The following is a 13,543-nucleotide window of genomic DNA, read 5'->3' as shown; positions in this document are numbered from 1 at the left end:
CTACGGGTGTCAATGCTAAAATGGCAAGATCGCGCGCCGCGCTCTCTTCCATTTTTTCCATGAAAACAATCCTGCCCGTCATTGCCGGACTCGCCTGCCTGCTGAGCGCTCCGGCGCACGCCGAGTCGCCGGTCGAGCCGGACGCACCGCGCGGGCGCCCCTTGTGGGAACTGGGCATCGGCGCCGGCCTCGTCAGCACGCCGGCCTATCCCGGCGCCGACGACCGCGAGACGCGGCTGCTGGCGATCCCCACGATTTTCTACCGCGGCAAGATCCTGCGCGCCGACCAGTCCGGTATCGGCGCGCGCCTGTTCCGCAGCGACGCGGCCGAGTTCGACGTCGGCCTGGCCGCCTCGCTGCCGGCCCGTTCCGACGACGTGGCGGTGCGCGCCGGCATGCCGGACCTCGGCGCGCTGGTCGAATTCGGCCCGCGCCTGAAACTGCGCCTGGCCCGGCTCGACGCCTGGCGCGTGGTGCGCGCCGAGCTGCCCCTGCGCGCCGTGTACGAGGTGCGCGGCGGCGTGCGCCACCAGGGCTATACCTTCGAGCCGCGCCTGGTCTACGAACAGCGCACGCCGGACGGCAAATGGCTGTTCGACGCCCAGCTGGCGGCGGTCGTCGGCGACGGCAAGATCAACCGCTATTTCTACGAAGTGGCGCCGCAGTACGCCACGGGCGAGCGCCCGGCCTATGCCGCCCATTCCGGGCTGATCCTGGTGCGCGCCGGCCTGTTCGCGGCGCGCCAGGTGAATCCCGACCTGCGCGTATTCGGCTTCGTGCGCGCCGAGAACTACGGCGTCGGCGCCAACGACAACAGCCCGCTGTTGCGGCGTAACAGCGGCGTGTCGGCCGGTGTCGGGGTGTCGTGGATGCTGTGGCGCTCGCAGACCCTGGCGCGCGACTGAGAGCGCCTGAAAAAACCTCCATGGCTGCGTTGCATTGTCTCGCCGTCCGTTCGTACTGTCTTCGATAATACGCCTTGCCCTGAAGGTTTCGTCAGGCGCTCTGGCAGCGCCACGCCTCCGCGGCTTGCGCGCTTAAGCAGAACAATTGTCCCGCCACAAGTCGTGACCGCGCGTGCGCGGAAGAATGAGCTGTTCGCACTTCCACAAAGAAAACGATATGCTCATTCGACATGCATGCCTGTGCCTTGCCGGCACCTTGCTCACGCTGTCCGCGCTGGCCGGCGCGGTCAACCCTTACGCCGACCACAACGGCAAGCTGCCGGCGCCGGGCGAATACAACGGCCCGCTGTTCCGGCTCAGCTACAACTACCCGTCGGGACTGCCGGCACCCTACATGGGCTGGCGCACGGCGATCGGCAACGGCCCGATCACGACCGCGAATGCCGCCGCCTATGTCCAGGCGCTGAAGGACGCCGTCGCGCGCGACATGCATACCCTGCTGGCCGACTACGGGGACTGGAACGCGGCGCGCCGCGGCTGGTACAACGATCCCTGGCTGGGCGCCCAGCGCGAGCCCATCCACGGGATGCTGGTCGGGATCGAGAAGGTCGACAATAGCCTGTTCCCGAAAAGCGGCCTGACGAAACCGTTTACGACCTACGTCATCACCTATTACAACCGGACGGCGGCCCAGACCATCGGCAAGATCTGGGGCCGCGATCCGAAGGCCCCGGTGCTGGCGGGCGGCGCCACCCAGTACGCCGAGGGCGCGATCACCGTCAAGCTGGCCTTCACCACGGCCGATGGCGCGACCTGGCCGGCGATGGAGGGCGCGCACAGCTGGCCGATGATGATGACGGCGAACGCCACCACCGGCCACTTCGACCGTCCGACACTGGAGAAGGGCTACCTGATGCAGGTCGATATCGTGGTCAAGGACAGCCAGTCGGCGCCGCAGACCGGCTGGGTGTTCGCGACCCTGGTCTACGACCGGGACACGCGCCCCGGCAGCCAGGGCATCTGGGACCAGATGGTGCCGCTCGGCGCGCAATGGGGCAACGATCCGCAGGTGAACAGCGCGGCCGCGCCCGGCGCACCCTTGCAGGAGACCTGGGTCAACCCGCAGGCGCCGCTGTATGCGACTGAAACCCTTGGCTGGGGCGGGCGCCTGTCGGGGCCGAACGACCACGCCCTGAACGACATCTCGGTGGCAGGCGAGGGCGGGCGGGTCCTGGTGCGCAATGCCGCCAATTCGTCATGCCTGAGCTGCCACGGCGCCTCGCAGTGGAACGCGGCCAATCCGGGGCAGGGGATGGCTTCCTTCATGATGCCGCTGGTCCCGCCCGCGCCCGGGGCGGCGCCGAATGCCGGCGCGCCCTACATGAATGCGCCGGCGCCGGGGTCGAGCGAATGGCTGCGCTGGTTCCAGAACCGGGCCGGGGACGTGCCGATGGACGCCGGCAGCATCGCCGGCGACTACGACCTGGCCTTGACCTTCCGCGTGCTGCCGGCCTGGCACGAGGCGATGACGGGGAAGGCGCATGCGCTGCGCAAGCTGGATGCGGCGGGGCGGTAGGGTGGGCGGGTTTCCCGCCCACCCTACGGGTCACCAATAAAAAAGGCGGCCCGCGGGCCGCCTTCTCGTTGACGCAACCGCCGCTCAGCGCGACTTCACGAACGGCTTGCCGACCGCCTTCGGCGCCACCGACTTGGCCATCAGGCCGGCCAGCACGACCACGGTGACGACGTACGGGATCATCTGGATCAGCGAACCCGGGATGCGGCCGACGACCGGCAGGTCGACGCCCTCGATCTGGATCTGCACCGCCGAGAAGAAGCCGAACATCAGGCAGCCCAGCACGGTCTGCAGCGGACGCCAGTTGCCGAACACCAGGGCGGTGAGCGCCAGGTAGCCGGCGCCGGCCGACATGTCGCGCAGGAAGAAGCCGCTCTGGACGATCGACAGGTAGGCGCCCGAGAACGAGCACAGCACGCCGGCCGTCAGCATCGCCAGGTAGCGGGTGCGCTCGACCGAGACGCCGGCGGCGTCGGCCGCGTGCGGGTTCTCGCCGCAGGCGCGCAGGCGCAGGCCGAAGCGGCTGTGGTAGACCACCCAGTGCACCACCGGCAGCAGCAGGAAGGCGAGGTAGACCAGCGGCGAATGGCCGCCGAGCAGGCTGTTCCAGATCCAGCCCAGCACCGGGATGCCGGCCACGGCTTCGGCGCCCGGCAGCACCACGCTGGACAGGCGCGCCGCGCCCAGGTCCGGCGTGCGGCCGCCTTGCTGGAAGATGTACTGGGCGACCACGAAAGTCAGGCCGCTCATGGCGATGTTGATCGCGATGCCGGCCACCAGCTGGTTGCCCTTCTGGGTGATCGACACGAAGGCCTGCACCATCGCCAGCGCCACCGAGACGGCGATGCCGGCGGCGATGCCCAGCCACGGGTTCTGGGTCGTGTAGCCGACCGCGGCGGACACGAAGGCCGAGGCGAGGATCTTGCCCTCGAGGCCGATGTCGACGACGCCGCTGCGTTCGGCGAACAGGCCGGCCAGCGCGGCGAACATCAGCACCGGCGCGTTGCGGATCGTCGAGACGATGATGTTGAGGATATCGAAGCCTTCCATGATTAACCCTTGCGTGTTGCGTTGATCAGTTTCAGGAGCGCGGGACCATACAGGTTTTCCATCGCGCCGCAGAACAGGATGATCAGGCCCTGGATGAAGATGAAGGTCTCGACCGGGATGTTCGGTTTTTCCAGCGACAAGTCGAAGCCGCCCTGGATCAGCGCGCCGAACAGCACCGAGGACAGGAAGATGCCGACCGGGTGCTGGCGGCCCATCAGGGCGATCGCGATGCCCACGAAGCCCGCGCCGGCCGGGAAGTTCAGGCTCAGGTAGTGGGTCGAGCCCATGATCGAGTTGACCGAGGCCAGGCCGGCCAGGGCGCCCGAGATCAGCATCGCATAGATGATCATGCGGCTGATGCGCACGCCGGCGTAGTGGGCCGCGTGCTGGTTCAGGCCGGTGGCGCGCAGCTGGAAGCCCCAGGTCGAGCGCGAGACCACGACGCCGTAGATGACCAGGGCGGCGATGGCGATCGGGAAGCCGATGTTCAGCGGCGAGTCGCCGAAGAAGGGCAGCCAGGCGTTCAGGGTCGGCAGCGCGGCGCTGTCGGCGAAGACGCGGCTGGCCGGATTCTGTTCGCCCTCGGGAAGCAGGTACTTCACGATGAGGAAGTTCATCAGGTTGGCGGCGATGAAGTTGAACATGATGGTCGTGACCACCACGTGGCTGCCGCGCTTGGCCTGCAGGTAGCCGGGCAGGAAGGCCCACAGGGCGCCGAACACGGCGCTGCCGAGCATCGCCAGCGGGATCAGGAGCCAGGGCGAGAGGGTCGCGTCGAAGGACAGCACGGCCAGGGTCAGGCCCAGGCCGCCGAGGTACATCTGGCCTTCGGCGCCGATGTTGAACAGGCCGGCCTTCATCGCGATCGACACGGCCAGGCCGGTGAAGATGAAGGTGCTGGCGTAGAACAGCGTGTAGCCCAGGCCTTCCGGGTTGACGACGGCCGAGTCGATCAGGATCTTCATCGATTCGACCGGGTCTTCGCCCAGCAGGTGGATCACCAGCGCCGCGACCAGCAGGGCCGACAGCAGGTTCAGGACCGGCAGGACGACGCCCGTGGCCCAACGTGGAAGTTCGGTTGTTTTCATGATTTGTGCATCCCGCCCATCAGCAGGCCGATGCGGGTGGTATCGAATTCATCAATGTTCAGTTCGCCCGTGATGCGTCCGCCCGAGACCACCACGATGCGGTCGGCCAGGGCGCGCACTTCCTCGAGTTCGGTCGAGACCAGCAGGATCGCCACGCCTTCGTCGCGCAGGCGCAGCAGCTGGGTGTGGATCGATTCGATGGTGCCGATGTCGACGCCGCGGGTCGGCTGGCCGACCAGCATCAGTTTCGGCGCCGCCGAGACTTCGCGCGCGATCACGACCTTTTGCTGGTTGCCGCCCGAGAGCAGGCCGATGCGCAGGTCCGGATTGTTCGGACGCACGTCGAAGGCCTGCAGCAGGTGGGCGCAGCGCTTGGTGATGGCGTCGAAGTCGAACAGGCCCCAGCGGTTCCGGACCCGATCCTCATAGCCGAAGACGGTGTTCTGCACCACCGAGAAATCCTTGATCACGCCGTCGCGCAGGCGGTCTTCCGGCACGTGGCCGATGCCGAGCTTGCGGAAGGTGGCGGGCAGGCCGTCGGCGTTGCCGCGGCCGCCGTAGGGCAGGGCCTTGCCTTCCAGTTCGACCGTGCCGGAGGTCGGCAGGCGCATGCCGGCCAGGATTTCCATCAGCTCGCTCTGGCCATTGCCCGACACGCCGGCGATGGCGACGATCTCGCCCGCGCGCACGCTCAGGTTGATGTCGGCCAGCAGCTGCACCTTGTTGGCGTCCTGCAGCTGCAGGTTCGATACCTTCAGCACCGGCGCGCCCGGATTGAAGGGCTTGCGCGGCAAATTGCCCTCGATCGGACGGCCGACCATCATGTTGGCCAGCTGCTCCTTCGAGGTGTCGCGGGTGGCCACGGCGCCCGACACGCGGCCGGCGCGCATCACCGTCACCTGGTCGGTGATGTCCATGATCTCCTGCAGCTTGTGGGTGATCAGGATGATGGTCTTGCCCTGTTCCTTGAACAGACGCAGGATGTCGAACAGGGAAGCGATTTCCTGGGCGGTCAGCACCGCGGTCGGCTCGTCCAGGATCAGGATGTTGGCGCTGCGGTAGATCTGTTTCAGGATCTCGACGCGCTGCTGGGCGCCGACCGAGAGGTCGTGGATGGTCGCCAGCGGATCGACCTCGAGACGGTAGGTGGCGCAGATTTCGCGCAGCTTCGCTTCGACCTGGGCGCGGTTCTTGTTCAGCTTGAAGCCGCCTTCGTTACCCAGCATTACGTTGTCGAGCACGGTCATGTTCTCGACCAGCATGAAGTGCTGGTGGACCATGCCGATGCCGAGGTCGATGGCTTCCTGGCTAGTGCGGATGTTGCGCTCCTGGCCGTCGATCAGGAGCTGGCCGCTGTCGGCGTGGTAGTAGCCGTACAGGATGCTCATCAGGGTGGATTTGCCGGCGCCGTTCTCCCCGATGACGCCATGGATCGAGCCCTTGGCGATCGTGAAGCTGACGTCAGCGTTCGCTTGCACCGGCCCGAAGGCCTTGCTTATGTTGCGAAATTCTACGGCTGGCTGCATAGCGATCAGTAGTAAAAATGTGAATGCTTGAGAAGGGCAATGTATCGATCACACCAATACATTTAAAAGCGCGCCGGGCCGGAAATCCGGCGCGGCGCGCTCTTGAAGAAGATAAAAAAATCAGACCGGGCAGCTGCTGCCGGCGCGGTAGTCGATGACCTTGATCTTGCCGTTGATGATGTCGGCCTTCACGCCATTGACGCGCTTTTCGATTTCCGGGGTGACGACCTTGCGGTTGTCCTTGTCCAGCACCCAGTCGACGCCGCCTTCCTTCAGGCCCTTGTAGGTGACGCCACCCTTCCAGGTGCCGTTCTTGACCTGCATGAAGGCGTCGTAGATCGCGACGTCGACGCGCTTGACCATCGAGGTCAGCATGTTGCCCGGGTGGAGGTAGTTCTGGTTCGAGTCGACGCCGATGGCCAGCTTGCCTTTTTCCTTGGCCATCTGCAGTGCGCCCATGCCCGAGCCGCCGGCAACGGCGAACACGACGTCGGCGCCGCGGTCGAATTGCTGGCGCGCCAGCTCGCCGCCCTTGGCCGGATCGTTCCAGGCCGCGGCGGTGGTGCCGACCATGTTCGACATGATCTCGATCTTCGGATACTGGGCCTTGGCGCCCTGGTTGTAGCCGCAGGAGAAGGCGCGGATCAGGGGAATGTCCATGCCGCCGACGAAGCCGATCTTCTTCGACTTCGAGGCCATGGCGGCGGCGACGCCGACCAGGTAGGAGCCTTCCTGTTCCTTGAACATGATCGAGTTGACGTTCGCACCCGGCGCGATCGAGTCGATCAGGACGAATTTGACTTTCGGGAATTCCTTGGCGACCTTGGCCACGGCCTGGGTCTGGGAGAAACCGACCGCGGCGATCATGTCGAGCTTCTTGCGCGCGAGGCCGCGCATCACCTGCTCGGCCTGGGTATCGCTGTTGGCCTGGACTTCGATGTAGGGAATGTTCGTCTCTTTCTTGAAGCGCTCGGCGCCTTCGAAAGCGGATTGGTTGAACGACTTGTCGAACTTGCCGCCGGCATCGTAGACGATGCCCAGTTTCGGATTGGCTGCGCTTGCCGTGCCGACGATGCACAGTGCTGCAATCGTCATGCTGAGTTGCTTGAATTTCATGAAAATGGCTCCTGGAATATCGATATTGTACCCGGCGCAACGGCTGCGTTGGGAGGGGCGGCCCACAGGCTCGGCATTGGCGTCATTGCACTGGGTCAGGCAAAGGCCATCTAGCACCGCTTTAATGCCGTGCGGATTGTGTCAGCCCACGACCTTTCATGGGGTTACGATTTGTATCGAGGCCTTTCCTACCGTCTTTTGCACGCGCGGATGTCGCAGCATCGCAACAGTCAGGGAGGGACAGGCCGGCCAAGCGCTGCGTGGCGCCGGGTAGCGGAGACCGTCGCAGCTCAACCTGTCAAATATGCATCAGCCTATGGATGCATGACAAATACGATTTTACTTGGCAATTTATTCGAGGGAAATATAAATGCCGACAACATTCGGCATTTTTTTCCTTCAAGCCACAGTTTCGAGGATCTGTGGGGCCGGCAGGGGCTGGCTGAAGCGCTCGGTCAGGAAGCCGGCGATGCGCGCCTGGGTCGCTTCGAGATAGGGAATGTTCAGGTGGTCGGAACCCGGCACGACGTCGTCGGCGATCAGGTTGGCCAGCTTCTGGCACAGCTGGTCGGTGTGCGAGTGGGGCACGATGTCGTCGCTCTCGGCGCGCAGGACATAGGTCGGCACCTTCAGCGACGGCGCATGCTTGATCGACTCGAAGCGGTGGCGCAGCATGTACTCGATCGGCATGGCGCGGAACTTGCGCTTGGCGATCGCCAGGATCGAATCGTAGGGCGTGATCAGGACCACCGAGTGCGCGGCGCGTTCCTTGGCCACCTGCACCGCGACGCCCGAGCCCAGGCTGCGGCCGACCACGGCGATGCGGCGTGCGTCGACCTGGCCCAGCGCGGCGAGCCAGTCGAACAGGGTGCAGCCGTCGTCGATCATGTGGATTTCGGCCGGGTCGCCATGCGAATTGCCGTAGCCCCGGTAGTTCATCGCCAGCACGGTCATGTTCGGAAACAGGTTGCCGGCATCGCGCACCACCCAGGACACTTCTTCGGAGCGGCCGCCGAAGTACAGCACGGCCGGGCGCGGCCCCGGGACGCGCGGCGTCATCAGCCAGCCGCACAGGCGGGTGCCGTCTTTCGCGCGCAGGACGATCGGGCGGGTGCGGTGGCCGCTACTCCGTGGGCTGTTGACCTCGGGGATGATGGTCGGGTTGAACACCAGCCGGCGCTGGTTCGCTGCCACCGCGGCGGTCAGCCCCAGCCACAAGACGCTGGCGAAACCCGCCATCCCTGCCGCCATTTTTTTGGAAGTGTTCATGGAGGCAGTTTATCTCGGCGGTGAGCAAACTTCTGTGCGCCATATCGCAATGCGTTGCAGCATATGGTTGAGTTGGCGACGCAGTATGTTCTGCGCAACAGAAAACTCAAGGTGCGGACTGGGAGCAATCCGGCGCCAGTTTGGCCAATTCCGTATCGATGTTCTTGATGCGCAATGCCTTCGCATCCAGGTTCAATTCGAGCGAAAGAATCGCGCCCGATGGAATGAGTACGGATTTGACGGGACGAACATTGCTGACAGTAAGCGGTCCCGGAAATTTCAGGAAAGCTTCCGAGCCGATGCGGGACATGATGTGCACATTGCACATTTCGATCGGCGCAGTCAGGCGCTGGCAGTCCAGGCCGAGCGAAGCGGTCATCATCGGGCAGGTCTCTTTCGACAGGACGATCTTGTTCGCTCTCAGATTACCGATCTTGGCAATGTGAGCAATGCTCATCGGTATCAGGCCGGTTGCCTGCGTAAAGAATCCCAAGGTATTCGGCAGTACGAGAAATACCATGACGACGCACATCCATCCGAAGCGGGTCCGTTTTGCAAATGCCACGTAGAGGACGACTGCGGCGCTGACCGCGGTCAACATCGCGACCCACAGCATGGCGTTGAGCAGGCCCGAGAAGTCATGCTCGGTCAGTTCGGATGCGCGCGACAGGTAGAGCAACACCATCGACAGCGGGAAAAGGTGGAACAGGCCCACCAATACGGCACCGCCCACCTGCTTGAAACACAGGTTGCGAACGCGGCGACGCGCCCACTTGCGCTGTTTGCCGTTGACGCTGCCGGAGCCGTAAAGAGCGGCATATCCTTTCCGATGTCGTGACTGCTGGCCTTTGTAGCAGATGAGTATCAGCAGGGCCAGCACGGAGAGGTATGCCAGGAGCGACCAATGATGTTGCCAGCCCATGATGCTGTAGAAAACGACGGTCACGCTCGATGCATAGAAGCTGAATCCGGTAAAGAAGACCCAGGAGCCGAGCTCGCGCTTGAAATGGTTCCCCTTGCCGTGACGAGGACGGGTTCTGATGAACAGGCCCGCAAACAGATAAGGCGAGAGGAAACTGAACGACAAGCCCGCAGTGAACGGAACCGTCACGAAGGCAAGCGCAATCAGGACGCTGGTTGCGGTATTCAGGTCAAAGGTCGGGAAGTATTCGATGTAGAAGAAATAACTCAACAAGGTCCACAAGCCGAGCAGAAGGACAAGGTAGCGGACCAGGCCTTTACCGAGCGTGACCGGTGTAGCAGCAATTGCCGTGTTCTTCGGGGCTGGCGATTCGGAATGAGGACGTGGCTTACGTTTTTGAAAGGTGGCGAATACTGCGGGCATGAAAAATCCTGTGTAGTGACGACTAGCCGACATGGATGCGTCAGGCCGCGCATGCTACATAGGGTTATTTCCATTGGGAAACTATTAGGGCTGACTGCTTGACGTCTAGCGCATGACCGGACCGGCGGCCGGGATGTCGGCGAGCGTGGACTTGGGCATGACGGATCTCCTGGGTTGTCGGGAACGGAGGAACAGTCTGGCTTGAGCGCCGCCGGCGTCACGCACGCCACGCGACCAAGAGCGTTAGGCGCTCAACGCGGCACCAGGCGCAGCACCATGTTCTGCGAGGTCGCGGCCAGGCTGCCGGCGGCCAGTACCGTGATGCCGCGCGGCATATTCAGGCTGCCCGGCAGGGGGCCGAGCACGACGTTCTGCGTGCCGGCCACGCCGATGACGGTGTGGACCTCGCCCGAGCTGGCGACGCGGCGGATGGTGCCGTTGCCGGTATCGGCCACGAACAGGGTGCCGGCGCCGTCGATCGCCAGCGCGGCCTGGCGGCAGAAGCGGGCGTTCGTTCCGCGGCCGTCGGCGCTGCCGCATTGCCCGGCGGCGCCGGCGATGGTGCGCACGTCGCCGGCGGGCGAGATGGCGCGGATGGTCGAGTTGGCGGTGTCGGCCACGTACAGGGTGCCGTCGTGGTCGACCCGGATGTCCTGCGGCTCGCAGAAGCGCGCCTGTGCGCCGCGCCCGTCCGCGCTGCCGCAGGCGCCGGCCATGCCGGCGATGGTGGTGACGTTGTTGGCGCGGTCGATGCGGCGGATCGTGTGGTTCATGGTGTCGGCGACGTAGAGGTTGCCGTCGCGGTCGAGCGTGATGCCCTGCGGCTTGCAGAAGCGCGCGTTGCCGGCGTTGCCGTCCGCGCTGCCGCATTCGCCGGCGCGGCCGGCGAGGGTGGTGACGGCGCCGCTGGCGCTCACTTCCCGGATCGTCGAGTTGCCGGTGTCGGTCACGTACAGGTTGTTGTCGACGTCGACTTCGAGCCGGGTCGGCTCGTTAAAGCGGGCGGCGCCCCCGGCGCCGTCGGCGCTGCCGGGCGTTCCTGCGTTGCCGGCCAGGGTGACGGCGACGCCCTGCTGCGACACCTTGCGGATGGTGGCGCCGCCCCGCTCCGCCACGTACAGGTTGCCGTCGGGCCCGAGCACGATGCCTTCGGGCGCGTCGAAACGGGCGGCCGAGCCGGCGCCGTCGAGCGAGCCGCCGCAGGTCGGACACAGGCCGCCGGCGATCAGGAAGATGCCGGGGTCGGCAGGCGGCGCGCCATTGCCCGGATGATGCGGCTTGTCGGGGTGGTCGTGGTAGTCGTCGTCGTAGTCGACGTAGCCGAAGCCGAAGCCGAAGGCGACCCCGCCGCTGCATCCGGCCAGCACCGCGGACACGACGAGCGCGCCAAGGCGCAGCGCCGGATGGCACAGCAGGCGCGAAAGAAAAGTAAGGGCCATGGCAACTCCCGAGTCGTTCTTGACCGGATCGAGGTTAATTGCTGGGGTCACGGCGGGCATGAGCACGATCAAGCGTGCGCGGTGGCACGCGCGCGCAGGCCACGGCGCGCATCCGCCGCGCGCCTGGGGTACTATCCCTGTTCACCCGTCGTCCCCACAGGAGTCCACGTGCATTACCTGCTCATCTACGATCTCGCTCCCGATTACCTCGAACGCCGCGCCGAGTTCCGCAACGAACACCTGCGCCTGGCCTGGGAAGCGCAGGAGCGCGGCGAGATGGTGCTGGCCGGCGCCCTCGACGGACCCACCGACCGCGCGATGCTCCTGTTCCAGTGCGACAGCCCGCAGGTGCCCCAGCTGTTCGCGGCAAGAGACCCCTACGTCACCCACGGCCTGGTGCGCGCCTTCCACGTGCGCCGCTGGAATACCGTGGTCGGCGAGCTGGCGGCCAGCCCGGTGCGGCCGACGTAATTTTCCCGCTCAGCGGTTTCACTGACGCAATCTGCCTTCGGTTACACTTTCCGGCTAATAAATAACAAGCGCGTCCAGGTGTTGCCAGGCGCGCCAAGCCGGAGACCGTATTGCAAACCGCCGTCAACCTGTGGCCGCTGCTGGGCGTGGCCGTCATCGCCGCCGGCTTCCTGCTGCGCGCCAATCCCGTCCTGATCGTGGTCGCCGCCTGCGGCGTCACCGGCCTGGCCGCCGTCATGCCCTTCATGCAGGTGCTCGAGTCGCTCGGCACCGCCTTCGTCAAGACGCGCAACCTGCCGCTGGTCCTGCTGCTGCCCTTGGCCGCCGTCGGCCTGCTCGAACGCTTCGGCCTGAGGGAGCACGCGATGGCCAGCATCGCGAAGATCCGGTCGGCCACCGCCGGGCGCCTCCTGATCGTCTACCTGTTCCTGCGCGAGACCTCGGCCGCCGCCGGCCTCACCAGCCTGGGCGGCCAGCCCTCGATGGTGCGCCCGCTGGTCGCTCCCCTGGCCGAGGGCGCGGCCGAAGCGCGCAACGGCACGCTCTCCGACAAGCTGCGCTACCGCATCCGCGCGATGGCGGCGGCCACCGACAACGTCGGCCTGTTCTTCGGCGAAGACATCTTCGTGGCCTTCGGCGCCATCGTGCTGATGCAGACCATCCTGCGCGCCGAGGGCATCGAGGTCGATCCGCTGCGCATGGCGCTGTGGGGCATCCCGACCGCGGTCTGCGCCTTCGTCATCCATAGCTGGAACCTGCGCCGCCTGGACGCCGCGATCTTGCGCGAAGGGGAGGGCAAGTGATCTTCTCGCTCGACTTCCTGTACGTGCTGGTCGGCCTGCTGCTGGGCGTGGTCGCGCTGCTGACCCTGCTTGACCGCGATCATCCGCGCCGCTACACGAGCGCGCTGTTCTGGGGCCTGTACGCCTTCGTGTACCTGGCAGGAGAAGCCGTTCCCGCCGCCGCGGCCGGCGCGGTCATGCTCGCGATGGCGCTGCTGGCCGGCTGCGGCCTGGTGCGCCAGGGGCGCCACGGCACGCTGCCCGAAGCCGACCGCCGCGCCAGCGCCGCGCGCCTGGGCAACAAATTGTTCCTGCCGGCGCTGGTGATCCCGGTCGTCACGGTGCTGGGCGCCACGCTGTTGAAGGATGCGCGCATCGGCGACTATTTGCTGTTCGACCAGGCCCACCTGACCCTGGCCAGCCTCGGCTGCGGCGCGCTGCTGGCCGTGGGCGCGGCCTGCTGGCTGACGCGCGCCAGCCCGGTGCAGGGCGTGCGCGAGGCGCGCCGCCTGGTGGACGCCATGAGCTGGGCCGTGACGCTGCCGCACATGCTGGCGGTGCTGGGCCTGCTGTTCGCGGAAGCGGGTGTCGGCAAGGCGGTGGCCCACGTCACCACCAGCTGGTTCGACGTCGACTCGCGCCTGGCCGCCGTGGCCCTGTACTGCATCGCCATGGCGCTGTTCACCGTCATCATGGGCAACGGCTTCGCGGCCTTCCCAGTGATCGCCGGCGGCATCGGCGTGCCGGTGCTGGTGAAGGTCTACGGAGCCGATCCGGCCATCATGGCTGCCATCGGCATGTTCAGCGCGTATTGCGGCACATTAATGACGCCGATGGCTGCGAACTTTAATATCGTGCCGGCGGCCCTGCTCGAGCTGCCCGACAAGAACGCGGTGATCAAGGCGCAGATTCCGACCGCGCTGCCGCTGCTGGCGGCGAACATCGTCCTCCTCTACTTCCTGATGAATCGATAGCG

Annotated in this window: 12 protein-coding genes; 5 read left to right on the top strand and 7 right to left on the bottom strand. The window is 65.8% G+C overall.

Annotated elements, in window-relative coordinates; genetic code table 11:
• Positions 1-59: 59 nt before the first annotated feature.
• A complete protein-coding gene (locus tag RT688_RS04915) occupies positions 60-905 on the top strand; it encodes a MipA/OmpV family protein (protein ID WP_313703731.1) in 846 nt (281 codons plus the stop codon).
• Positions 906-1,122: 217 nt separating this feature from the next.
• Positions 1,123-2,481 carry a hypothetical protein gene (locus RT688_RS04910; protein WP_313703730.1) on the top strand — a complete coding sequence of 453 codons (1,359 nt, stop codon included), beginning with the start codon at positions 1,123-1,125 and terminating at the stop codon, positions 2,479-2,481.
• Positions 2,482-2,565: 84 nt separating this feature from the next.
• Here the strand turns inward: RT688_RS04910 and RT688_RS04905 are convergent, their stop codons facing one another.
• From RT688_RS04905 to RT688_RS04875, 7 genes are all read right to left on the bottom strand, one after another.
• Positions 2,566-3,531, bottom strand: a complete 966-nt coding sequence (locus tag RT688_RS04905; protein WP_313703729.1) for an ABC transporter permease — start codon at positions 3,529-3,531, stop codon at positions 2,566-2,568.
• A 2-nt stretch (positions 3,532-3,533) separates the two neighbouring features.
• Complete coding sequence (locus RT688_RS04900) at positions 3,534-4,619, bottom strand: ABC transporter permease (RefSeq protein ID WP_313703728.1); 1,086 nt, start codon at positions 4,617-4,619, stop codon at positions 3,534-3,536.
• Positions 4,616-6,145: an ABC transporter ATP-binding protein gene (locus tag RT688_RS04895; RefSeq protein WP_313703727.1), complete on the bottom strand. Its 1,530-nt coding sequence runs from the start codon at positions 6,143-6,145 to the stop codon at positions 4,616-4,618. The genes RT688_RS04900 and RT688_RS04895 overlap by 4 nt, the downstream gene beginning before the upstream one ends.
• A 120-nt stretch (positions 6,146-6,265) precedes the next feature.
• Positions 6,266-7,261 carry a BMP family ABC transporter substrate-binding protein gene (locus RT688_RS04890; RefSeq protein ID WP_313703726.1) on the bottom strand — a complete coding sequence of 332 codons (996 nt, stop codon included), beginning with the start codon at positions 7,259-7,261 and terminating at the stop codon, positions 6,266-6,268.
• Positions 7,262-7,660: 399 nt separating this feature from the next.
• Positions 7,661-8,530 (bottom strand): dienelactone hydrolase family protein, encoded by an 870-nt coding sequence (locus tag RT688_RS04885; protein WP_313703725.1) that lies wholly within the window; start codon positions 8,528-8,530, stop codon positions 7,661-7,663.
• A 106-nt stretch (positions 8,531-8,636) separates the two neighbouring features.
• Complete coding sequence (locus RT688_RS04880; protein ID WP_313703724.1) at positions 8,637-9,875, bottom strand: hypothetical protein; 1,239 nt, start codon at positions 9,873-9,875, stop codon at positions 8,637-8,639.
• A gap of 251 nt (positions 9,876-10,126) precedes the next feature.
• Positions 10,127-11,314, bottom strand: a complete 1,188-nt coding sequence (locus RT688_RS04875; RefSeq protein WP_313703723.1) for an SMP-30/gluconolactonase/LRE family protein — start codon at positions 11,312-11,314, stop codon at positions 10,127-10,129.
• A 168-nt stretch (positions 11,315-11,482) separates the two neighbouring features.
• Here RT688_RS04875 and RT688_RS04870 point away from each other — a divergent pair, with 168 nt between their 5' ends.
• The 3 genes from RT688_RS04870 (at position 11,483) to RT688_RS04860 (ending at position 13,541) form a co-directional block, all read left to right on the top strand.
• Positions 11,483-11,785 (top strand): YciI-like protein, encoded by a 303-nt coding sequence (locus RT688_RS04870; protein ID WP_313703722.1) that lies wholly within the window; start codon positions 11,483-11,485, stop codon positions 11,783-11,785.
• A 110-nt stretch (positions 11,786-11,895) separates the two neighbouring features.
• Complete coding sequence (locus tag RT688_RS04865) at positions 11,896-12,588, top strand: DUF969 domain-containing protein (protein WP_313703721.1); 693 nt, start codon at positions 11,896-11,898, stop codon at positions 12,586-12,588.
• Complete coding sequence (locus RT688_RS04860; RefSeq protein WP_313703720.1) at positions 12,585-13,541, top strand: DUF979 domain-containing protein; 957 nt, start codon at positions 12,585-12,587, stop codon at positions 13,539-13,541. The genes RT688_RS04865 and RT688_RS04860 overlap by 4 nt, the downstream gene beginning before the upstream one ends.
• Positions 13,542-13,543 lie beyond the last annotated feature (2 nt).

This window comes from Massilia sp. (assembly GCF_032106685.1).
In the GTDB taxonomy this organism is placed as follows: Bacteria; Pseudomonadota; Gammaproteobacteria; order Burkholderiales; family Burkholderiaceae_D; genus Telluria.
The sequence above is the reverse complement of the archived record's forward strand: the minus strand, read 5'-3'. Positions and strand labels throughout refer to the sequence as shown.

Excerpts from the sequence above, each read along its gene's own strand:
- RT688_RS04875 (WP_313703723.1), bottom strand. The coding sequence starts at position 11,314 with ATGGCCCTTACTTTTCTTTCGCGCCTGCTGTGCCATCCGGCGCTGCGC.
- RT688_RS04900 (WP_313703728.1), bottom strand. The coding sequence starts at position 4,619 with ATGAAAACAACCGAACTTCCACGTTGGGCCACGGGCGTCGTCCTGCCG.
- RT688_RS04885 (WP_313703725.1), bottom strand. The coding sequence starts at position 8,530 with ATGAACACTTCCAAAAAAATGGCGGCAGGGATGGCGGGTTTCGCCAGC.
- RT688_RS04910 (WP_313703730.1), top strand. The coding sequence starts at position 1,123 with ATGCTCATTCGACATGCATGCCTGTGCCTTGCCGGCACCTTGCTCACG.
- RT688_RS04915 (WP_313703731.1), top strand. The coding sequence starts at position 60 with ATGAAAACAATCCTGCCCGTCATTGCCGGACTCGCCTGCCTGCTGAGC.
- RT688_RS04880 (WP_313703724.1), bottom strand. The coding sequence starts at position 9,875 with ATGCCCGCAGTATTCGCCACCTTTCAAAAACGTAAGCCACGTCCTCAT.
- RT688_RS04905 (WP_313703729.1), bottom strand. The coding sequence starts at position 3,531 with ATGGAAGGCTTCGATATCCTCAACATCATCGTCTCGACGATCCGCAAC.
- RT688_RS04895 (WP_313703727.1), bottom strand. The coding sequence starts at position 6,145 with ATGCAGCCAGCCGTAGAATTTCGCAACATAAGCAAGGCCTTCGGGCCG.
- RT688_RS04890 (WP_313703726.1), bottom strand. The coding sequence starts at position 7,261 with ATGAAATTCAAGCAACTCAGCATGACGATTGCAGCACTGTGCATCGTC.